General features: G+C 74.3%; 17 protein-coding genes. 6 read left to right on the top strand and 11 right to left on the bottom strand.

Features of this window, described 5'->3' with window-relative positions; genetic code table 11:
- Positions 1-2: 2 nt before the first annotated feature.
- Positions 3-1,022 carry a LysR family transcriptional regulator gene (locus ACIP4O_RS05150; RefSeq protein WP_401571643.1) on the bottom strand — a complete coding sequence of 340 codons (1,020 nt, stop codon included), beginning with the start codon at positions 1,020-1,022 and terminating at the stop codon, positions 3-5.
- A gap of 92 nt (positions 1,023-1,114) precedes the next feature.
- Between ACIP4O_RS05150 and ACIP4O_RS05145 the strand changes: the two genes are divergently transcribed.
- Entirely contained in the window at positions 1,115-1,639 is a 525-nt protein-coding gene (locus tag ACIP4O_RS05145; RefSeq protein WP_401571641.1) for a RidA family protein, read from the top strand.
- Positions 1,636-2,475 (top strand): NAD(P)-dependent oxidoreductase, encoded by an 840-nt coding sequence (locus ACIP4O_RS05140; protein ID WP_401571638.1) that lies wholly within the window; start codon positions 1,636-1,638, stop codon positions 2,473-2,475. Before ACIP4O_RS05145 ends, ACIP4O_RS05140 begins: the two co-directional genes overlap by 4 nt.
- A 41-nt stretch (positions 2,476-2,516) precedes the next feature.
- Here the strand turns inward: ACIP4O_RS05140 and ACIP4O_RS05135 are convergent, their stop codons facing one another.
- The 7 genes from ACIP4O_RS05135 to ACIP4O_RS05105 form a co-directional block, all read right to left on the bottom strand.
- Entirely contained in the window at positions 2,517-3,428 is a 912-nt protein-coding gene (locus ACIP4O_RS05135) for an aminoglycoside phosphotransferase family protein (protein ID WP_401571635.1), read from the bottom strand.
- A 122-nt stretch (positions 3,429-3,550) separates the two neighbouring features.
- Positions 3,551-4,186 (bottom strand): nucleotidyl transferase AbiEii/AbiGii toxin family protein, encoded by a 636-nt coding sequence (locus ACIP4O_RS05130; RefSeq protein WP_164281926.1) that lies wholly within the window; start codon positions 4,184-4,186, stop codon positions 3,551-3,553.
- Positions 4,186-4,509 carry a hypothetical protein gene (locus ACIP4O_RS05125; protein ID WP_203606180.1) on the bottom strand — a complete coding sequence of 108 codons (324 nt, stop codon included), beginning with the start codon at positions 4,507-4,509 and terminating at the stop codon, positions 4,186-4,188. Before ACIP4O_RS05125 ends, ACIP4O_RS05130 begins: the two co-directional genes overlap by 1 nt.
- A gap of 70 nt (positions 4,510-4,579) precedes the next feature.
- Positions 4,580-5,701, bottom strand: coding sequence for a hypothetical protein (locus ACIP4O_RS05120; RefSeq protein WP_401571631.1), 1,122 nt, complete (start codon positions 5,699-5,701; stop codon positions 4,580-4,582).
- A 14-nt stretch (positions 5,702-5,715) separates the two neighbouring features.
- Complete coding sequence (locus tag ACIP4O_RS05115) at positions 5,716-6,687, bottom strand: N-acetylneuraminate synthase family protein (RefSeq protein WP_401571628.1); 972 nt, start codon at positions 6,685-6,687, stop codon at positions 5,716-5,718.
- 14 nt (positions 6,688-6,701) lie between these two features.
- Complete coding sequence (locus tag ACIP4O_RS05110) at positions 6,702-7,985, bottom strand: cytidylyltransferase domain-containing protein (protein ID WP_401571626.1); 1,284 nt, start codon at positions 7,983-7,985, stop codon at positions 6,702-6,704.
- A 38-nt stretch (positions 7,986-8,023) separates the two neighbouring features.
- Complete coding sequence (locus ACIP4O_RS05105) at positions 8,024-9,322, bottom strand: DUF6716 putative glycosyltransferase (RefSeq protein WP_401571623.1); 1,299 nt, start codon at positions 9,320-9,322, stop codon at positions 8,024-8,026.
- A 280-nt stretch (positions 9,323-9,602) separates the two neighbouring features.
- Here ACIP4O_RS05105 and ACIP4O_RS05100 point away from each other — a divergent pair, with 280 nt between their 5' ends.
- Both ACIP4O_RS05100 and ACIP4O_RS05095 read left to right on the top strand, forming a co-directional pair.
- Positions 9,603-10,580 carry a glycosyltransferase family 2 protein gene (locus tag ACIP4O_RS05100; protein ID WP_401571620.1) on the top strand — a complete coding sequence of 326 codons (978 nt, stop codon included), beginning with the start codon at positions 9,603-9,605 and terminating at the stop codon, positions 10,578-10,580.
- On the top strand, positions 10,577-11,923 hold the full coding sequence (locus ACIP4O_RS05095) for a polysialyltransferase family glycosyltransferase (RefSeq protein WP_401571617.1): 1,347 nt from the start codon (positions 10,577-10,579) through the stop codon (positions 11,921-11,923). The genes ACIP4O_RS05100 and ACIP4O_RS05095 overlap by 4 nt, the downstream gene beginning before the upstream one ends.
- 147 nt (positions 11,924-12,070) lie before the next feature.
- On the opposite strand, the gene ACIP4O_RS05090 is transcribed toward ACIP4O_RS05095, so the two are convergent.
- Both ACIP4O_RS05090 and ACIP4O_RS05085 read right to left on the bottom strand, forming a co-directional pair.
- Complete coding sequence (locus ACIP4O_RS05090) at positions 12,071-14,446, bottom strand: glycosyltransferase (protein WP_401571616.1); 2,376 nt, start codon at positions 14,444-14,446, stop codon at positions 12,071-12,073.
- Positions 14,447-14,506: 60 nt separating this feature from the next.
- On the bottom strand, positions 14,507-16,066 hold the full coding sequence (locus tag ACIP4O_RS05085; RefSeq protein ID WP_401571614.1) for a hypothetical protein: 1,560 nt from the start codon (positions 16,064-16,066) through the stop codon (positions 14,507-14,509).
- Positions 16,067-16,452: 386 nt separating this feature from the next.
- Here ACIP4O_RS05085 and ACIP4O_RS05080 point away from each other — a divergent pair, with 386 nt between their 5' ends.
- Positions 16,453-17,631, top strand: a complete 1,179-nt coding sequence (locus ACIP4O_RS05080; RefSeq protein ID WP_401571611.1) for an acyltransferase family protein — start codon at positions 16,453-16,455, stop codon at positions 17,629-17,631.
- Positions 17,632-17,705: 74 nt separating this feature from the next.
- On the opposite strand, the gene ACIP4O_RS05075 is transcribed toward ACIP4O_RS05080, so the two are convergent.
- On the bottom strand, positions 17,706-18,368 hold the full coding sequence (locus tag ACIP4O_RS05075; protein WP_401571608.1) for a TetR/AcrR family transcriptional regulator C-terminal domain-containing protein: 663 nt from the start codon (positions 18,366-18,368) through the stop codon (positions 17,706-17,708).
- A gap of 100 nt (positions 18,369-18,468) precedes the next feature.
- Between ACIP4O_RS05075 and ACIP4O_RS05070 the strand changes: the two genes are divergently transcribed.
- Positions 18,469-19,989 carry an FAD-dependent oxidoreductase gene (locus tag ACIP4O_RS05070; protein WP_401571605.1) on the top strand — a complete coding sequence of 507 codons (1,521 nt, stop codon included), beginning with the start codon at positions 18,469-18,471 and terminating at the stop codon, positions 19,987-19,989.
- Positions 19,990-20,035 lie beyond the last annotated feature (46 nt).

Below are 20,035 nucleotides of genomic sequence, written 5' to 3'. Positions count from 1 at the left end.
GTTTACGCTCGCGTGTTCGGATCGGCCGGAACGTCCGCGTTCCCCGCCGCGCGGGGAGCAGGGGACCCGCCGGGTTCGCCCGCCTCGCCGGTTCCGCTCCCACCGCCGCCGCCCGCCGGGCCGCCCCCGCGCCCCGCCTCCCGCACGGCGTCGAGGAATGCCCGTACCGCCGTGCCCCGCTCCCCCGCCCGCACCGCCCCGTGGACGGCGCGCACGGGCGGGTCGGTGAGCGGGCGCGCGACGAGTCCGGGGCGCAGCGCCGGGACGAGGGAGCGCGGGACGAGCGCGACGCCGTGCCCGGTGGCGACGAAGCCCTGCTTGCCGAGCCAGCCGCCGCACTCGACGCCCGCGCGCGGCGTGAACCCGGCCCGCGCCGCCGCCGCCGTGAGGAGGGAGGCCGCGCCCTCGTAGTCCTCGACCCACGGCTCGTCCGCGAGTGCCGCGAGGTCGGCGACGGCGTGTGCGGCGAGCGGGTGGCCCGTGGGGAGCAGGCACCACAGGGGCTCGTCGAAGAGGTGCGTGACGGTGAGCCCCGAGTGGGCGGGCAGCCCCGGCGGGTAGTCGGTGACGACGGCGAGATCGAGTTCCCCGTCGTGGACGCGCGGCAGCAGGTGCGGGGTCGTGTCCTCCGCGAAGACGGCGCGCGCGCCGGGGCGCGCTTCCCGGTACCGGGTGAAAGCGGCGGGCAGCAGCGCGGCCGACACGCTGGGCACGGCCCCGGCCCGCAGCGGCGGCATGTCGCGCCCGGCGAGCGCGGCGACCTCGCGCGCGGCGCGCTCGGCGCGGGCGAGGAGCGCGACAGCGTGCGGAAGCAGCGCGTGCCCCGCGGGGGTGAGCCGGACACCGCGCGCGTGCCGCTCCAGGAGGGTCACGCCGAGGCGGGCCTCCAGGGCGGAGAGCTGTCGCGAGACGGCGGACTGCGTGTAGCCGAGCGCCGCGGCGGCGAGCCCGATCGCCCCACGCCTGTGCACCTCCCTGAAGGAGCGGAGCGCGGTGAGGTCCATACCGGCGAGCGGGTCCATGCGGGCGAGCCTAGGGTCTGTCCGGCAATCCCCGTCTGCCGCGCGACGCCGGACGGACCCTAGGACGTGGCGGCAGGCCTTGCGTTTCGCGCATGGCTGCCCTGCGGGACATGCGCTGGTGGAAGTGCCCCGGGGCGCGCAGGATCTGGGGCATGCACAGCAGCACGAGCACACACAGGGATTCCCGCGCGCCCGGGACGGCGGCGGCGCACGGGCACTCGCGCGGCCCCGCCGGGGTCGCGCCGGGGGCCGGGTACCGGCAGGTCGTCTCGGCGCGGGGGCGGCTGGTGGCGGTCGCGGGACAGATCGCTCTCGACGAGTACGGGGGTCTCGTCGGGGCGGGTGACGCCTCGGCGCAGGCGCGTCAGGTCTTCCGCAACATCGGGCGGTGTCTCGCCGCCGAGGGCGCCCGCCCCGCCGACCTCGTCAAACTGACCTACTTCGTCACGGACATCGGCGACCTGCCCGCCGTCCGCAAGGCCCGTGACGCCTTCCTCGGCGGCACGGAGCCCCCGGCGAGCACGGCGGTGCAGGTCGCCGCGCTCTTCCGCCCCGATCTCCTCCTCGAGGTGGAGGCCCTCGCCGTCGTCCCCGAGGACGAGGCGGCGCGGGCATGAGCGCGGCCGAGGTGGCGGTGTGCGGGCTCGGGCGGATGGGCACGGCGCTCGCCGAGGCGCTGGCGAGGGCGGGCACGGCCCCGGTCATGTGGAACAGGACCCCGCGTCCCGGGGCGGTGGCGAGCCCGGCCGAAGCGGCGCGCGGAGCGCGGATCGTGGTCCTGGTGCTCTTCGACGCGGCGGCCTCGCACGACGTACTCGCCCAGGTGCGCGAAGGAGCCACGCCCGGCACGCTCGTCGTCAACTGCGCGACCGTGGCTCCCGGTGAGTCCCGCGCGCTGGCGGACGAGGCGGAGGCGGGCGGACTGCGGTACGTGGAGGCGCCGTTGATCGGTTCGGTGCCGAAGGTACGGGAGGGCGGGCTGCGCATCCTGGCGGGCGGGGCGCCCGCAGACGTGGCGGAGGCGGGGCGGGTCCTGCGGGTGTGGTCGCGTACGGGTGAGCTGCGCCGTACGGGACCCGTCGGGAGCGCGACAGCACTGAAGCTCGTCGCCAACCTCGGTCTCGGCCTGGCGGCCGCCGGGCTGCGCGAGGCGCTCGCGTACGGCGCCGCGCTGGGCGTGCCCCGTGCGGACGTCATCGCCACCCTCGCCGCCGGCCACCTCGCCCCCTTCGTCGTGGCCAAGGGCGAGCGTCTGGCGCGAGAGGAGTACGGGCACGCCGACTTCACGGTCGCGGCGCTCGCCAAGGACCTACGGCTCGTCGCCTCGCAGACGCCCGGTCTGCCGGTCGCGCAGGCGGCGGCCGGCCTGCTCGCGCGGTACGCGGCGGCGGACGGGGGCGCGGGCGGCGGACTGGACGTGGCGGCGCTGGGCGCGGCTTCCCGCACGGGGTGACGGGCGGGGCGGCCCCGCCCACGTGGTGCCGGCGCCCTGGGTCAGCCTCGTGCCGCGTGGTCGTCGAGCACCGCCCGTACGATCCGCGAGCAGTCCCGCCGTACGGGGTCGCCTTCCCGTGGGCGCTCCGTCAGGACGAGGAGCGCCTTCCACAGGGCCCAGCCGCGCGCTCGTGCCCACGTGTCCTCGTCCATCGCCGCCGTCTCGCGGAAGGCTGCGCGGGCCGGGCCCTCGAACATGTTCCAGGCGGGGACGAGGTCGCAGGCCGGGTCGCCGACGCCCGAGGTGCCGAAGTCGATGACGGCGGCGAGTTCGCCCTCGCGCAGGAGGAGGTTGCCGGGGGCCAGGTCACCGTGGAACCAGCCGGGGCGACCCGTGAAGGGCGCGGCGAGCGCGGCGTCCCAGACCTCGGCCGCGGCGCGGGTGTCCACGACGCCTCCGAGCGCCGCGAGGCAGGCGCGGGTCTCCTCGTCGTAGTGCGCGGGTGAGGCGCCCCGGTACCAGCTGTGCTCCCCGGCGGCGGGCCCGTCGACCGGTGCCGCCCACAACGCGCGGGCGAAGAGGGCGAGTTCACGGGCCAGGGCGGTACGGGAACGGGGCTCCGCGCCGAGCAGCGTCTCGCCGTCGAGCCAGCGCCGTACCGACCACGGATACGGGTACCCCTCGCCCGGCTCCCCCTGCCCGAGCACCTGCGGTACGGGCAGCGGCAGGTGCGGGGCGAGGCGGGGCAGCCAGGTGTTCTCCTTGGCGACGGCGGGCACGTAGCCGGGCCCGGTGGGCAGCCGCACGGTGAGCGCGTCGCCGAGCCGGTACGTCCGGTTGTCCCAGCCCTCCACCGGAACGGGCGCGAGCGGCAGACCGGCCCACTGCGGGAACTGCGCGGCGAGCAGGCGGCGGACGAGCGCGGCATCGATACCGGCGCGGCCGTCCGAGGGCGTGGGAGCGGGGGGCATGCGCCGATCGTCGGCCCCGGCCCCGTACCGCGGCAACGGGATTTCGCCGCGCGGGCGCTCCGCGGCGGTGTGCCGTGCAGCGTTGTTCGGGGCTCGTCGCTCACGCGCCGTCCGCCCCGGCCTCAGAGCTGTCGCCGCCAGTCTTCGAACTGTGCGCGGATGCCGTCGACGCGGTTCTGGTCCACGCCGTACACCAGGAACTGCCGGTCACTGAATCGGGCGACACCAGCCAGCATCTGGGCCAGGACGGCTCTGTCGAAACCCGCATCCCGCTGGGCCGCGAGTCCGATCAGCTCCTCCCGGGAGTACCCGGCCCGAATGAGGGCGTCGACATCGATGAAGTCACGCGCCTCAGCCCGGGAGAACAGGGCTTCCATCTTGCCCGCCGCCACATCGTCCCGATGCAGCACCGGTCCCCATTCGGAGTCCACGGGCGAGCGTCTGAGGAACTCCGCGACCAGTTCGATCTTGGTCTCCTGCCCGCTCACCGGGTCCGAGACCATGAGCCGGACATAGGTGTCCGCCTGCTGGAGAATTTCCACGTCGTATCCGTTGTCGCCCAGAACGGCCACGATCCGCTCCGTGGCTGCGGGCATCTCTCCTCGACGCTCGAACGGAGCGAACAGGTCCACATCGTCGCTGAGCCGCTGAACGATGCGATGGGCCTGAACGGCGTACCCACCGGCCAGCGCGAACCCGAAGTCGCCGCCCAGTGCTTCCAGGCCCAGACGGATCAGCCTCAGGTGCAGATCGTGCACTACGCCGCTGCCGATCGCTGAGCCGCCAGTTCGGGGAAACGGCGCTCCCACAGCGTCCTCAGCGGGGCAGGCAGTACAAGCCGGCCCCACAGCCGCCGCAACATAGTGCCGTCGAGATGCGCCCGCAGATCCTCCCGCGAGCGGGCCTCACGCAGAACCCGCTCGTACATCACCGCGAGATCGCTCGCCTCCGCAAGCTCGTACTCGTACGCGGGTCCCCAGTCGATGTGCCGCGGCAGCCGAACGGCGCCTTCCGTGGGGCCCTCCAGCTCCTCCAGCGACTCCGGCAGCACGTACAGCCGCGCCTCCGCATACCTGCTCATGGCACCAGCATGCCCTATTTCGCCGGTCATCGGCGCCGTACTCACGGCGTCCGGGTCCTGCCCCGCCCCCTCACCCGCCCCCCACCCCTATCCGCCGCACCCCTCGCGCCGTGCCCGTCACGTCCGCCAGGAAGCTCGGGGCGCGGGGGGAGGCGTGGGGGGTGAGCCAGGTGGGGTCGATGTCGCAGACCGCGACGCGGACGCCCGTGCCGGTCAGGGCGAGGGGGAGGGTGTGGACGACCGTGGAGGGGAAGCTGAGGATCGTCGCGCCGATCGGGCCGCGGCGGGCGATGAGTTCGAGGGGGAGGTCGGGGCGGACGATCTGGAGGCCCGTCTCCACGGCGAGGCGGTGGAGCTTGGTGGTGTTCTCCCTGCGGTGCGCGAAGTAGCGGACGGCGCCGTGGTGGCGCACGAGCGCGTCGACCGCCGCCACGTAGTGGTCCTCGGCAACCACGCCCGTCTCGACGAGCGAGGTGCCGACGAGGTCGGCGCCCGCGCGTACCGCCGGGGGGCCGAAGGCCGTACGGGTCCAGGCGAAGTCGTGCGTCGTGACGGTGACGCCCTCGGGGACGCCTTCGACCGGCATGCACGTGAACAGGGCGACCCGGCGCCCCGGGCCCGGCGTGAGCTTGCGCCGTGCCGTGCGCGCGAAGGGCGCGAAGGCGAGGTCGCGGGGGCCGCCGCGACCGCCCCGGTGCCAGCGCACGAGGGGTTCGCCGCGCGCGAGCAGCGCGATGAACTCCATCGTCGCGGTCCCGTCGTCCACCACGACCAGCTCCCGCGCGCGGGCCAGCGTCAGCAGCAGTTGCACGTACCGCGAGAACGGGTCGCCGATGACGATCCGCCGCGCGCCCCGCAGCAGCGGCGCGAGCCCCCGCACCGTGTGCACGGGCGCCGCCTTGCCGCCGCGCGCCTCCTCCCAGCGCAGCCGCATCCCCGCCGCGCGCCCGAACTCGGCCATGCGCCGCAACTGGCCGCGCGACATGGGGTCCGTGGGCGAGAGCACGACGAGCAGCACGTCGGCGGGGACGGCGCCGGGGGTGACGTGGGCCCATTCGAGGACGTTGAGGAGCTGGACGGGGCTCTCCACGAAGGCGAGCGTGGCGGGGGCGGGGGGCGGGGTGCCCGCCGCCGGGGTGGCGGCGGGGGCGGGCCCGCCCGCGTCCGGGCCCGCCGCCCCCGGGATCGTCATCGGGCTGACCGCGCTCAGACGCGGGCCGAGGCCGCGGCCTCGTCCGCCGCCTCGTCCGCCGCCAGGACCGCCTCCTCGGCTTCCGCGACGACGCCCGGGACCCGGCGCAGCTTCTTCATCGGGCCGAGCTCCGACTCGTACACCTTCTTGACGCCGTCGCCGAGCGAGTGCTCGATCGTGCGGATGTCGCGGACGAGGCGCGCGAGGCCCTGCGGTTCCACCGAGGCGGCCTGGTCCGAGCCCCACATGGCGCGGTCGAGGGTGATGTGCCGCTCGACGAAGGTCGCGCCGAGGGCGACGGCGGCGAGCGTCGTCTGGAGCCCGGTCTCGTGGCCGGAGTAGCCGATCGGGACGTTCGGGAACTCGGCCTGGAGGGTGTGGATGACCCGCAGGTTCAGCTCCTCCGCCTTCGCCGGGTAGGTCGAGGTGGCGTGGCAGAGAACGATGTTGTCGCTGCCGAGCACCTCGACCGCGTGCCGGATCTGGCGCGGCGTGGACATGCCCGTCGAGAGGATGACGGAGCGGCCCGTGGCGCGCAGCGCGCGCAGCAGTTCGTCGTCCGTGAGGGAGGCCGAGGCGACCTTGTGGGCGGGCAGGTCGAACTTCTCCAGGAAGGCGACGGCCTCGGTGTCCCACGGGGACGCGAACCAGTCGATGCCGCGCTCGCGGCAGTGCGCGTCGATCGCGCGGTACTCGTCCTCGCCGAACTCGACGCGGTGCCGGTAGTCGATGTACGTCATGCGGCCCCACGGCGTGTCCCGCTCGATGTCCCACTGGTCGCGGGGGGTGCAGATCTCGGGCGTGCGCTTCTGGAACTTCACGGCGTCGCAACCGGCGTCGGCGGCGATGTCGATGAGGGCGAGGGCGTTGTCCAGCTCGCCGTTGTGGTTGATCCCGATCTCGCCGGTGACGTAGACGGGCCGCCCGGGGCCGACCTCGCGGGAGCCGAAGGCGCGGAGGCGAGGGGTGGTGGTGACGTTGCTCATTGCGGGTCCTTGGGTCAGTGCTGGTGGGTGTGGGGGGTTCGGGTGGAGTCGGTTGGTTCCGGGGTGAGTTGGTCCGTAAGGGCGTCCCGTGCCGCCGGGCCCCCGGAGGCGCCCCGCGTGCCGAGGTCGCCGCCGAGGAGCCAGCCGGCCACCTCGCGGATCGCCCCGGAGCCGCCGGGCACGGTCGTGACGGCGCGCGCGGCGCCCTTCACGGCGTCGTGGGCGTTCGCGACGGCGACGGGCCAGCCGACGAGGCCGAAGCAGGCCAGGTCGTTGGCGTCGTTGCCCGCGTAGAGGACGCGTTCGGGCGCGATGCCCTGCTCCTCGCACCACTGCTTGAGCGCGAGGTCCTTGCGGTCGATGCCGTGCAGGACGGGCACGCGGAGTTTGCGGGCGCGCGCGGCGACGACCGGGTTCTGCTCGGTGGAGAGGATGAGCAGGGCGAGCCCGGAGCGGCGCAGCGCGGCGATGCCGAGGCCGTCGCCGCGGTGCACGGAGACGAGTTCGCGGCCCTCGGCGTCGATGTGGACGCGGTCGTCGGTCTGCGTGCCGTCGAAGTCGAGCACGACGGCGTCGACGTCCGCGCGGGTCGGCAGCGCGCCGGGGCGGTGCGCGTCGAAGTGCGGGGCGAGGAGGCGGGCGCGCTCCAGCTCGTGCGGGTCGTCGATCTCCAACACCCGTGCGGCGTCGGTCCGTACGAGTGCGGTACGGCCGAAGAAGCGGTGCCTGTGGGTACGGAACCCGGCGACGTCCATCGCGTAGGCCGCGCCAGTCTCGACAAGGTCCTCGGGGCGGTCCTGGCGGCGCGGGCGGGTGCGGCGGTCATGGTTGACGCCGCGCGCGCCGTCCTCGTCGTCCTCGCGCCACACGAAGCCGTGGAAGGGCGCGGCGGTGAGCGCGGAGTCCGCGCCGCCGTCCACGACGGCCTGCGCGACCGCGTCGATGTCGGAGGCGAGGAGGAAGGGGCTCGTGCACTGGACGAGGAGGACGACGTCGGGCGCGGCGCCGTGCCGCTCCTCGTACGTGTCGAGCGCGTGCAGGACCGCGGCCTCGCTGCTCGCGAGGTCGCCCGACAGCTCGGCGGGCCTGCGCACGACGGCGGCCCCGGCCTCGCGGGCCGCGTGGGAGATCGCGGGGTCGTCGGTCGAGACGTGCACGTCGGTCACGTGCCGCGCGGCCAGGCACTCGCGCACGGCGCGGACGACGAGCGGGACGCCGCCGACGGGTGCGAGGTTCTTCGCGGGCACGCCCTTGGAGCCTCCCCGGGCGGGGATGACGGCGAGGACACGAGGGGTCATTGCGGGGCCTTCGCTGGTGGTGGTCGCGGTTCCGGTGGTCACAGCTCCCCCATGCGGCGGATGACGGGCGCGACGCGCTGGACGCCGTGCCGGTAGGCGCCGCGCGCGGCCTGCCGCACGACCTGCTTGAGCGGCCCGGGCGGGCGCGTGTCGCTCGGCGCGCCCGGCAGGGGAGAGCCGTCGGGGGCGAGGTGGTGGCGGGCGAGGATGCCGGGCAGGTAGCCGGGCGCGGTCGCGAGTGTGTAGTACGGGGCGAGCGGCGGCAGTTGGGGGCGCGCGAGGAGGGCGGCGATGCGGGCGCGGGCCGCGTCGAAGGCGCTCTCGTACGGGCGGTCGCTCGCGACGCCCTGCCGCGCGGCCCAGGCGGGATCGGCCTTCGGGAGGTGCCCGGCGTCGAGCGCGTCCCAGGAGGTGAGGCACCCGGAGCCGAGGAAGGCGTGGTTGCCGAGGGCTTCGCGGATGCCGAGGTCGGTGAGGACCGCCGTGGGCACGCCCCGGTGGAGGGCTTCCAGGGCGGCCGTCGAGCTGACCGTGACGAGGAGGCTCGCGGTGTCGAGGATGGTGCCCATGTGCCCGTATTCGAGGCGGCAGTTGGGCGGCAGCTCGATCGAGCGGGCGAGCTTCTGGTACGGCTGCTCCTCGATGTGCGTCGTGTGCTCGCCGGGGCGGGAGCGGAGCTTGACGAGGACCTCGCGGCCGGGGTGGAGGCGGGCGTGCTGGGCGGCGCGGCGCAGGAGGTAGAGCCGGTCGGCGCGGCGCTCCGGGACGGAGGGCTGTACGGCGAAGACGACGGGGCCTTCGGTCTTGCCCGTGGCGGGCTCGCCCTGGAGGAAGGGGAGCGCGCACTCGACGACGCTCGCGCTGTCGGCGCCGACCCCTTCGTACACGGCCCGGAAGCGCTCGGCGTCGTCGCGCGAGTTGGCGAGCACGACGTCGGCGCCGTGCCGCAGCAGGAGCCCGTCCGCGAGCTTCTCGTAGACGACTCCGACGTATCCGGTGACGAGGACGGGCCGCTTGGCGGCCTCCTGCCAGGCGTACCGCAGTCCGTGCACGAGGGCCTGCACGCCGCCGCCGACGAGGGCGAGCACGACGACGTCGTACTCCGTCTCGCCCATGGCCCGTACGAACCCGTTCGCGGTCACTTCGCGCAGCGAGGCGGCGCGCACCCCGACCTCGCGGAGCTGCCGCGCGGTGGGGGTCGCGCGGCCGCGCAGCAGGAACCCGTCCGGCTCCTCGCACCCGGCGACGCGGGCCGCAGTGAGGGCCCCCCACTTCCACCGCGTGTCCGAGTCGGCGAGCACCGCGACGCGCAGGGACTTCGACTTGCTTATCGACACACCCCGGACGCTAGGAACCGTTTCCGAGGGGACACCGAACGTGACGGCAACGGGGGGTGAACAGCGAGGAGCGAATGAAAGAGGGGGCTGGTGCGAGTCACCCGGGCGGCCCAACGGGGCGCCGCCGGCACCCTCTCGGGGCTCCGCCCCGGGGCTCGGGGGGTGCCCCGGGCCTGAGCAGGGGGTGTCCGGGGCTCTCCACCGCACCGCCCCCCTGATTTCACCTCCCGTACGCCCGCCCTTCAGGCCCCCGCTCGTCGCTAGCCCTAGCGTCGCGGCCGTGCTCAAGCTCTCCGTCATCGTGCCGTTCCACAATGTGCGGCCCTATGTGTCCGAGGCGCTGCGTTCGCTGCGCGCCAATGCCCGGCCGGACTACGAGTTCGTCTTCGTGGACGACTGTTCCGACGATGGGACCGGGGAGGTGGTGGCGGATGCCCTCGGGGGGCTCGGGGCGCCCGCGAGAGTGGTGCGGCACGAGGTGAACAGCAGTATCGGGACGGCCAGGAACAGCGGGCTCGCCGCCGCGCGCGGGGAGTGGCTGACGTTCCTCGACGGGGACGACTGGCTCGCCCCCGGGTATCTCGAACGGCTCGTCACCGATGCCGAGCGGCTCGGTGTGGACTTCCTGCGCGTCGACCACGTGCGGTGCACCGCGCGGGCGCGGTCCGTGTACCGGGCGCCGATCGGGCGGCGCGGGGTCGTGCTCGATCCGCGCGCGCTCATCCTTCCGGCCGAGCGGTCCACGTCCGTCGACTACCCGTACTCCTGGGCCGGGTTGTATCACCGGCGGCTCCTCGAACGGGGGTTGCTCGATTTTCCCGAGGGGCTGCACACCGCCGAGGACCGGCCGTGGATCTGGCGGCTGCACCGGGAGGCGGAGAGTTGCGCGGCGGTGAACACGCTTGGCTACTTCTACCGGCGGGGCGTGGGGAGTTCGCTGACGCAGGTCGGTGACATGCGCCAGCTCGACTTCCTGCCCGCCTTCGACCAGGTCGTGGCGGAGACCTCCGCCGACCCCGAGGCCGCCGCGCTGCTGCCGAAGGCCGTACGCACCTACTGCGCGATCATCGCCCACCACTTGGGGCGCATCGAATACTTCCAGCCGTCCGTGGCCAGGGAGTTGAAGTCGCGGAGCGCCTCCGCGCTGCGGCGGCTGCCGCAGGACGTGCTCGCCGCCGCGCTCTCCTCGATGGACGTCGAACGCGCGGCCCTGCTGCGCCGCCTGCGGCGTCGTCCCGCCGCGGGGGTGGCCGCGTGAGCACCCGTATCCTCCTCGCCTCCACGCTGTACGGCACGGCGACGCTCGCCGCCGCGATCGACGCGGGGCAGTTCGCGCCCGTGGACCGAACGATCCTGCTGCTCAGCAACAACGCGGCGAACCCCGAGACGACGCCCGGCCCGGACGCGCTCGCGGGCTTCTCGCGCCTTCGCACCCGCTTCGACGAGGTACGGCACTGGAACGAGGCCATCGCCCCCTTCCACCCGGGCGCGTGGGACCCCGCGCCCGACGATGTGCCGCTGTGGGAACGGTACTTGCGCCTGCTGTGGGGGCTCGGGGCCGAGGAGGAGGTCGAGTTCGTCGTCGAGTCGATCCAGGTCGTGCCCGCGCTCGCCGTCACCACGATCTTCACCGGCGCGCGCGTGGACGTGTACGCGGACGGGCTCATGAGTTACGGGCCGACCCGGAACAAGCTCGACCCGCTCCTCGGCACCCGCATCGAGCGGCTGCTGCACCTGGACCTCGTACCGGGCCTGGAGCCGTTGCTGCTCAGCGAGTTCGGGGTGCGGCGGGAGGTCGTGGACGCGGAGGCGTTCGTGCGGGTGCTCGCGGAGGTGGCCGAGGAATCACCCGAGCTGCCCGAACTGCCGTCCTCGCGACCGGCCTTGCTCCTCGGCCAGTACCTTTCCGCGCTCGGCATCCTCACCCCCGAGGAGGAGGAGACGCTGCACGCCGACATGGTGCGCGGCGCGGTCGCGCTCGGCCACCGGAGTCTCGTCTTCAAACCGCACCCGACGGCGCCGGCCCGCTGGGCGCGCCTGATGGAGGCGGAAGCGGAGCGACTGGGCGCCGAACTCCTGGTGCTCGACGTGCCGTTGCTCGCCGAGACGCTGTATCCGGCGCTGAAGCCGGCGCTCGTCGTCGGCTGCTTCTCGACGGCGCTGCTCACGGCGGCGACGCTCTACGGGCTGCCGGTCGCGCGGACCGGTACGGGCCGTCTCCTGGAGCGCCTGACGCCGTTCGAGAACAGCAACCGCGTCCCCGTGACCCTCGTGGACGCCCTCCTCCCGGACCTCGAAGACGCCGAGGCGGTCGCGGCCCAGGACCTCGCGGCGAGCCCCGCGACGCAGGAACTCCTCGTCGCCGTCGGCTTCGCGATGCAGCCGAAGATCCACCCGGGACTGCGGGCGCGCGCGGAGGCCCACCTGGCGGAGTGCGGCGAGGAGACGGCCCGCCGCTACGTGAAGCGCAAGCGCCTGACGACGCTGGGCCTTCCGGGCGGAATGCCCCAGCAACTCGGCTTCCTGCCGCGCAACGCGACGGTCCGGAAGGTGGCACGGCGGACGCGGGCGCTACGGTCACGGGTGGGGCGGAGGAAGTAGGGGGGAGGGGGTGGGGCGGTCCGGGCGGGGGCGGGGTTGTCGCCGGGCGGGGGCGGGGTTGCCGCCGGGCGGGGGCGGGGTTGTCGCCGGGCGGCCCGCCGCACGCCCCCTCCGGCGGGCCGCCCCGGCCCCGGCCCCTCCGCCCCCTCAGGCCAGCACCGCCCTGATGTCCGCCCCGTTCCCCCGCGTCACCTCCCACAGCGCCCGCTGCCGCTCGTGCACGTCCGCCACGCTCGCCGCGTGGTCGGACAGGAGGGTGCGGGCGGCCTCCGTGAGGTGGTCGGCCAGGTGGCGGTCGTGGACGCTGATGCCCCACTCGGGGCGGTCGATGTCGGCGAGGAAGTAGGCCATCTTCGGGTGCGAGACGAGGCTGAGGATCGGGGTGCCGCAGCCGAAGGGGATCATGCCGGCGTGGCCGCGCATGCCGATGACCAGGCGGGTCTCCGCGTACGCCGTGCGGATCTCGTCGTTGTCCCAGTCGTACATCGGCAGCACCGGCAGCGAGATGCCGTGCGTGCGGCGCAGGTCGTGGCCGAGGCGTTCGTCGTCGAGCGCGTGCGCGGCGATCTTGACCTGGGCGAGGGCGCCGAGGCCGCGTACGGCGCGCGCCATCTGGTCGAGGAAGTACGGGTAGTCGTGGCCGAAGCGCAGGCCCGCGCGGTCGTAGGCGGCGTTGAGGAGGATCGTGTCCTCGCGCGCGACGGGGTCGGTCCAGCCGGGCACGAGGTGGCGGGTGACCGTCGTCGGGCAGGGCTGCCAGCGCACGCGCTCGCGCAGGTGCGGCGGGAGCAGCGCCCGTACCTTCTCGACCGAACCATGGTTGCGCAGGCCGAAGAACGAGGACTGCTCGACGAGGAGCCTGAGGCTCTCGTGGAAGCGGCGGTGGCGGTAGGACTGGCCGTCGAAGGCGTTGAAGCCGACCGCGTGCACGAGGACGGGCACGTCGATCGCGCGCAGGTGCTCGGGCGGTACGTTCCACTGCCAGCCGCTGTTGCCGTTCGGCGCGGTGTCCGGGATGAAGAGGCCGCCGCCGCCGATGACGAGCCCGCGCCGCCGGTTGACCTCGGCGAGCGCCTCGCGGTCGAAGAGGCGGTGCGCGTGCAGGGAGTGCCAGCGGCGCGCGGAGGGGTCGGGGTCGAGGGCGAGGCGCACCGACTCGGGGAGCACCTTGTCGCCCGCGTTGCCCTGCCCCTCCATGTAGAAGGCGACGTGGGCGAGTTGCTCGTGCGCGGGGCCTTCGGGCTGGTGCGGCAGCGAGGCGCCCGGGGCCGCGTGGCGGGTGCGCTGGTGCCAGATGCGCGAGGCGCGGTGCGTGGGATCGACGGAGAGGCCCTTCTCGGCGTACGTGTGGGCCTCCTCGTCGCGGTGGTGTATCCAGGCGATCTGCGCGAGGCGGCTGTACGCGGTCGGGGCGCGGTTCGGTGACGTGGCCGCGAGGAGCAGGTGGCTCGTGGCCTCGGCGTAGCGCGAGACGCTGAGCAGGGCGTGGCCGAGCACCTCGTGCGGCCAGGCGTCGTGGACGGGGACGCGGACGGCGCGCAGGATCTCGACGGCCTCCTCGAAGTGCCCCGCACCGATGTGCGCGGCGGCGATCCTGCGGGCCGCGTCGACGTCGCCGGTGCGGTGGACGTACGGGGTGCCGAGGTGCACGAGGAGGTCGGGGTGCTTCGCGCCCGGGAGGGCGAGGTACGCGTCCTGGAACTCCCGCTCGGTGAGGTGGAATTCGCGCCAGCGCGCCTCGGCCTCCGCGTAGCCGTTCTCGCCGCCCTGCCAGGGCTTGTGGCGCCCGGTGAAGTGGAGCACGGCGGTGTCCTCGGGGACGGGCTTGTCGCCGGAGAGGCGGCGCTTGACGAAGTTGTAGCGCGCGGGCAGGCGCACGAAGTCCCCGTCGAGCACGGCGTTCAGGATGCCCTGGTCGTGCTTGTCGAGTTCGTAGGTGCCCGCGAGGCCCGTCTCGTCGACGCGTTCGCAGAAGGCGTCCGAGAGGAACTCCCGCTGGATGACGAGGAGTCCGCTGTTGAGCTTGTGGGTGCCGTAGAAGAACTGCGGTACGGCGGCGAGTCCTTCGCGCAGGCGCAGGAGTTCGGAGAGGTCGCCGAGGACGACCATGTCCGTGTCGAGCGTGATGATCGTGTCGTAGTCGCGGACGCGGAAGACGTCGAGGAGGAAGTACGCCTTGCGGACGAGGTAGTTGTTCTGGTCGCCCTTGGCGTAGGCGTCGTAGCGGGCGGCGTCCACGCGGCGCGGCCTGATGCGCGGGTGCAGGGCGCGGATGCGCGCGAGGGAGGCGGGGCGCAGGCCGTCGTGGAGGACGAGGAAGTCCTCGCAGACCTCCGGGTTGCTCAGCGCGAGGGAGCGCAGCAGGGCGAGGAAGCCCGGGAGGTAGTTCTCGTCGACGAAGCTCGCGAAGGCGACGCGGCGCTTGCCCGTGAGGTCGCGTACGTCGTCCCCCGCGGCCTCGCGCACGGGCGCTGCGGGGGTGTGGACGGCGGGCGGGGCGGCGGAGGCGGTGGTACGGGACATGGCGGGGTGGTGTCCTCAAGTCTGCGAGAGAGTACGGGGTCTACGGGTGCCGACGGGGGCTCAGCGCAGGCTGATCAGGTGCTCGGTCACCTTCGTCGCGCGGTCGAGCACCCACGTCTTCTCGTCGGCGTACTCGTGGACCGAGGTCACCGGCATCCGCATGGCCTCACTCGTGCGGTAGGCGCCGCTCTCGTAGAAGTCGAAGCCGATGAGGTCGATGACGGGGTTCACGTCGAGGAAGTCGAGGAGGAAGAGGGTGTTGAAGCCCGTGGTCGGGATCGCGGGCCACTGCGCGGGGCCCACCTTGCCGATCTCGCGCAGCGGCCAGCGCAGCGAGTCGTCACCGAGGTGCGTCTGCGCCCCCGGTACGAGCCGGTTGCGCAGTGAGGACCGCCAGGCGCCCACGTCGCCGCCGAAGACGAGGCGGGTGTCGACGTGCTGGTCCCAGTTGAAGGCGTGCTTGTGGATCGTGACGTGGATGTCGGTGCGCGCGCCGGTCGCCCGCGGGTCGATGCGGTACGAGTTGAAGCGCACCACGAGGTCGTAGGCGTCGATCTCCGCGCCGAGCGAACCCGTGCCCAAGCGGCCGGAGTTGGCGACGAGGCAGATCGACCTGCCCGCGATCCTGTTGCGGAACTCGCCGAGCGAGAGCCACTTCGCGCCGCCGAAGGTGGGCTCCTCGACGGGGCCGCGCTGCCGCGAGCGGGCGAGGTCGGCGTAGTGGGCGAGGAGGGCGTTGAGCGCGGTGCGGGGATCGCCGTCCGCGCCGCGGGAGACAGGCGCGTCGGGCCCCGGGTCCGTGACGCGGCTGTCGAGGTCGTGGAGGCTCACGTCGAGGGTGCGGCCCAGGGCGTCCTGGAACTCGCGCCACTCGCCCCGGTCGGCGAGACCGAGCAGCGCCCCGGCGAACCGGTCGTGCGCGCCGTCGAGTTCACCGCGCGCGACATGCTCCAGGCCGTCGAACCAGGTCTCCGTGAGGGGCTCCGCGCGGAACGCCCCGGCGCCCGGGCGGGCGGTGGCGAGCAGCCCGGCGAGGTCGCGCTCGCGCTGCGCCGCGAGCCGCAGTCCCGCGACGCGGGCCCGGACCCCGAAGCCGTCCTCCTCGGTCCTGGACAGGTACTCGTCGTAGGCGTCGGCCGCCTCCGCGTACGCGCCCTGCGCCTCCAGTACGCGCCCGCGCAGCCGCCAGGCGGCGCGGGAGCCCTTGCGCAGGGCGACCAGGCAGCGCGAGACGACGTCCGCGAGGGCCCGCTCGTCCTCGTACCCGCAGTCGAGGGCCTTGCCGCCGACGGCGAGGAGCGCGTCCAGGAGCGGGTTGTCGAGCGTGAGCGGTCCGGGGCCGGCGGCGGCCTGGGCCGAGGCGGTGGCCTGGGCGCGGCGCAACAGCGCGGAGACCGGGCCGCGTTCGGCGCGCGGCGCTCCGGCGGGGAGGGCACGCGAGGCGTGCAGGGCGAGCAAGGCCCGTAGTGCCTCCGCGAGTTCACCGCGCCGCCGGTCGAGGCCCGCGACGAGCTTGCCGCTGTGCGTGGCACAGGCCCGCAGGCACTCCTCCAGGGCGGGCGGCGCCTCTTCGACGGCACCCGGCTCCTCCTGCGGGCTGAGGGCTCGGCTTCTCGGCATGGCTCTCCTGGCGGTTCGGTGGTGCGGACGTGCGGTGCGCCACGGGCGCGAAGTCCGTCCCCCCTCGGGGCGCGTGGTCGCGGACGGGGGGCGTGCGGCAGTCTTCGGCGCGCGGGGTAAAGCGCCGCCACGCGAAGGTGAACGGGGGGCGAAGGGGTGGCGAATCCCCTTCCCTCGGCGATCGCCGTGCACGGGGGTCGCCGGTGAACTCTCGCCGAAGACCTGGCGAACGGAGCCGTCTGGACCGTACGGGACGCTCTCGCGCTCCCTACGCTGCCAAGGCCGCCGTAGCTCCCCCGACCGGGAACGGCGGCCCCCGACAGGGAACGGCGGCCTCGTCGTCACCCCGTCCCGAAGGTCGTCACCCAGCCCCGAGGAAGGCGCGCATGTCCGCACCCGCCGAGCCCGTCCGCGTGGCCCCGCTCCACCGCGCGCTCCCCACCGAGACAGCGCCGCCCGCGCCGGTGGCGGCCGCGCCCGTACGGCCCCGGCGTCCGCGCCTGCGCGCCCTCGACGGCCTGCGGCTCCTCGCCGCGCTGATGGTCGCGTGCTACCACTACGGCGGCCGGGGCGGCGACATCACGCGGGCCTGGGGCGCTTCGCCCGCCGCCCAGTTCCCGCGCCTGCACGAGTGGTTCGCCTACGGCCCGCTCGGCGTGCAGATCTTCTTCGTCATCAGCGGGTTCGTGATCTGCATGAGCGGCTGGGGGCGGAGCCTCACGGACTTCTTCGCCTCGCGCGTGGCGCGCCTCATGCCCGCGTACTGGGTCGCGATCCTCCTCGTGAGCGGTGTGTTCGCGCTGCCGTGGGTGCTGTGGCACGCCCTCTCGCCGAGCGACACGCTCCTCAACCTGACGCTGCTCCAGATGCCGCTCGGCGCGCCCCGCGTGCTCGGGGTGTGCTGGACGCTGTGGGCGGAGGTCCGCTTCTACGCGCTCTTCGCGGTGTGCGTCGTCCTGCCCGGCGCGACGCGGCGCAGGGTCGTCCTCTTCTGCGCGCTGTGGACGTTCGCGGCCGCGCTCGGCGACGCGGCGGACTCGGCGCTGCTCGACCAGGTCCTCATGCCGAGCTACGCGCCGTTCTTCGTCGGCGGCGTCGGCCTCTACCTCGTGCACCGCGACCGCCGCGACGTCCTCGGCTGGGGTTTCGCGGTGCTCGGGCTGCTCCTCGGCCAGCACTACGCGGTCGGCGACCTGTGGCACCCGGACGGGCCCGACGCCTTCTCGTACCGCTCGACGGTCGTGATCATCGCGATCGTGACGCTGGGCTTCGCGGCCGTCGCCGCGATCGCCGTGGGCTGGCTCGACCGCGTCGACTGGCGCTGGCTGACGGTCGCGGGGGCGCTCACGTACCCCTTCTACCTCGTCCACGAGCACCTCGGCTGGGTCGTCGTGCACGCCCTGCACGTCTCGCTCGGCGTCCCCGCCGCCGTCACGTTCCCCGCGACGATCGGCGTGATGCTGCTCCTCGCCTGGCTCCTGCACCGGTTCGTGGAACGGCCGTTGACACCGAAGCTGCGGCGGGCGGTGGCGCGGGGGGTGACGGAGGCGCGGACGGGGCGCTGAGGTCATTACGGGGGACGGAGGCGGCGCCCGGTCCCGTACGCGAGGGGCGCGCCCCGTACCCGTACGCGCCGGCCTCACCCCACCCCGTACCGCGCCCCCGCCCCCGCCACGAGCAGCGCGATCCCCTCCGTGAAGCGTGTGTCGTAGTCGCCGAAGACGAGGGGGCCCGCCTCGGCGGCGAGGGGGGTCGCGGCGAGGCGGCGTTCGCGCTCGGCCATGTCGAGTGCGGGGCGGGGGTCGTCGGCGTACGCGATCATGCCCTGCTCCTCGGTGACGAAGCCGAGGACGTACGTGAAGAGCGCCGTGGCGAGCGTCACCGCCTGCGGGAAGGTGAAGCCGGCCGCGGTGAGGTTCGCGAGCTGGGCCTCCATGCCGCGGCCGTGCTCGTCGCCCGTGAAGCGCGTGCCCGAGAAGACGCGGGCCCCGTCGCGCCAGGAGAGCAGGCCCGCGCGCAGCCCGTGCGCGGTCGCGGTGAGCCGCCCGCGCCAGTCGTCGGCGGCGAAGCCGGGCGGTTCGTCGCCCGCCGCCGTCATCCGGCGGTACATCTCCGTGGCCATCTCGTCGAGCAGTTCGCGCTTGTCGCGGAAGTGCCAGTAGAGCGCGGGCGCCTTCACCTCCAGCTCACCCGCGATGAGCCGCAGGCTGAGCCGGTCGAGACCGACCTCGTCGAGCAGTCGCAGCGCGGTGTCCACGACTTGGGCCCGGTCGAGCCGGGGCGTCTGATTCTTGCTGGGCACGCCCCCAATGTAGACGGCCGCGAGCTGCGACGCTTGACTCCTTAACACCGTTAAGCGCATCCTTGCGGGCACCAGCGCTTAACATCGTTAAGGAGCGAGCATGCCAAGCCACGACACCTCCCCCGTCCTCGACGTCGCCGTGATCGGCGCGGGCCCCACCGGGCTGACCCTGGCCGTGGACCTCGCGCGGCGCGGCGTGCGAGTCCTGCTCGCCGAGCGCGGCACGGACCTCTTCGCGGGCTCGCGCGGCAAGGGCATCCAGTCCCGCACCCTCGAAGTGCTCGACGACCTCGGCCTCGCGAGCCGCTTCCTGGCGGCGGGCGGCCCCTACCCGCCCAACCTGCGGTGGATGGGCGGCACGCCCGGGGACGAGTTCCGCATGGTCGAGGAGACGGAGGCCACGGAGAGCGAGCCGTACGGCGGCTCGCTCATGCTGCCGCAGTGGCGCACGGCCCGGCTCCTTCGCGAGCGGCTCGTGGAGCTGGGCGGCGAGGTCTCCTACGGGCACGAGCTGACGGGGCTGGAGCAGGACGCCGACGGCGTGAGCCTGCGCTTCGCGGGGCGCGCGGGGACCGTACGGGCCCGGTACGTCGTCGGCGCGGACGGGGCGCGCGGCGCGGTGCGGCGGCTGCTCGGGATCGGGATGACGGGCGGGACGGTGGACCCGAGGCCGATGCTCGTCGCGGATGTGCGGCTCGCGGAGGGCGCGCTGCCCCGGACGCACTGGCACGTCTTCCCGGGGGCGGACGACTCCGGCGCCTTCGCGGCGCTGTGCCCGCTCGCGGGCACGGAGGACTTCCAGTTCATGACGGCCTTCCCCGAGGGGACCACCGTCGAGACGGGGCCGGAGGCCGTACGGGCGACGATCGCCGCGCGCACGCACCTCGCGCCCGGACAGGTCACCGCCGTGGCCTGGTCCTCGGCCTTCACCGCGCGCGCCGCGCTCGCCGACCGCTTCCAGGAGGGCCGCGTCTTCCTCGCGGGGGACGCGGCGCACGTCCACTCACCGGCCGGGGGCCAGGGCCTCAACACGAGCATCCAGGACGCCTACAACCTCGGCTGGAAGCTCGGCGCGGTGCTCGCGGGCGCGCCCGAGGCACTGCTCACCACCTACGAGGAGGAGCGCCGGGCGGTCGCCGCCGGGATGCTCGACCTCTCGACCCGCGTGCACAGGGGCGAGACCCGCAGGGGCAAGGAGACCCGCCAACTGGGCCTCAACTACCGCTTCTCGACGCTGAGCGAGCACAACCTCCCCGAAGACGCCCCACTCCACGCGGGGGACCGGGCGCCGGACGGCCCCTCCGGCGTGGAGCGCCTCTTCGACATCTACCGGGGGCCGCACTGGACCTACCTCGCGGTGGGCTTGGGCCGCACTCCCGACGAGGTGGCACTCCCCCTCGTCACCGGCCTTCCCGAACACGTCCGCACCCATGCCGTCAGTGCCTACGCCCCCTACGGCCGCGGCCTCTACCTCATCCGCCCGGACGGCTACGTCGCCTGGGCGGGCACGGGCGAGGGGCTGGACCCGCAGGGCGCGGTGCGGTGGCTGGTGCGGCATCTGGGCGCGGCGGCGCACGCGGAGCCGGTGGCGCACGCGGAGCCGGTGGCGCCCCCGGCGTGAAGCGGGGGCCGGCGGGTACGCGGCGGGGAAGCGAACGGGGGCGCAC

The organism is Streptomyces sp. NPDC088923, assembly GCF_044749745.1.
GTDB lineage: Bacteria > Actinomycetota > Actinomycetes > Streptomycetales > Streptomycetaceae > Streptomyces.
The sequence above is the reverse complement of the archived record's forward strand: the minus strand, read 5'-3'. Positions and strand labels throughout refer to the sequence as shown.

Excerpts from the sequence above, each read along its gene's own strand:
- ACIP4O_RS05150 (WP_401571643.1), bottom strand. The coding sequence starts at position 1,022 with ATGGACCCGCTCGCCGGTATGGACCTCACCGCGCTCCGCTCCTTCAGG.
- ACIP4O_RS05145 (WP_401571641.1), top strand. The coding sequence starts at position 1,115 with ATGGCTGCCCTGCGGGACATGCGCTGGTGGAAGTGCCCCGGGGCGCGC.
- ACIP4O_RS05140 (WP_401571638.1), top strand. The coding sequence starts at position 1,636 with ATGAGCGCGGCCGAGGTGGCGGTGTGCGGGCTCGGGCGGATGGGCACG.
- ACIP4O_RS05135 (WP_401571635.1), bottom strand. The coding sequence starts at position 3,428 with ATGCCCCCCGCTCCCACGCCCTCGGACGGCCGCGCCGGTATCGATGCC.
- ACIP4O_RS05125 (WP_203606180.1), bottom strand. The coding sequence starts at position 4,509 with ATGAGCAGGTATGCGGAGGCGCGGCTGTACGTGCTGCCGGAGTCGCTG.
- ACIP4O_RS05120 (WP_401571631.1), bottom strand. The coding sequence starts at position 5,701 with ATGACGATCCCGGGGGCGGCGGGCCCGGACGCGGGCGGGCCCGCCCCC.
- ACIP4O_RS05115 (WP_401571628.1), bottom strand. The coding sequence starts at position 6,687 with ATGAGCAACGTCACCACCACCCCTCGCCTCCGCGCCTTCGGCTCCCGC.
- ACIP4O_RS05110 (WP_401571626.1), bottom strand. The coding sequence starts at position 7,985 with ATGACCCCTCGTGTCCTCGCCGTCATCCCCGCCCGGGGAGGCTCCAAG.
- ACIP4O_RS05090 (WP_401571616.1), bottom strand. The coding sequence starts at position 14,446 with ATGTCCCGTACCACCGCCTCCGCCGCCCCGCCCGCCGTCCACACCCCC.
- ACIP4O_RS05085 (WP_401571614.1), bottom strand. The coding sequence starts at position 16,066 with ATGCCGAGAAGCCGAGCCCTCAGCCCGCAGGAGGAGCCGGGTGCCGTC.
- ACIP4O_RS05080 (WP_401571611.1), top strand. The coding sequence starts at position 16,453 with ATGTCCGCACCCGCCGAGCCCGTCCGCGTGGCCCCGCTCCACCGCGCG.
- ACIP4O_RS05070 (WP_401571605.1), top strand. The coding sequence starts at position 18,469 with ATGCCAAGCCACGACACCTCCCCCGTCCTCGACGTCGCCGTGATCGGC.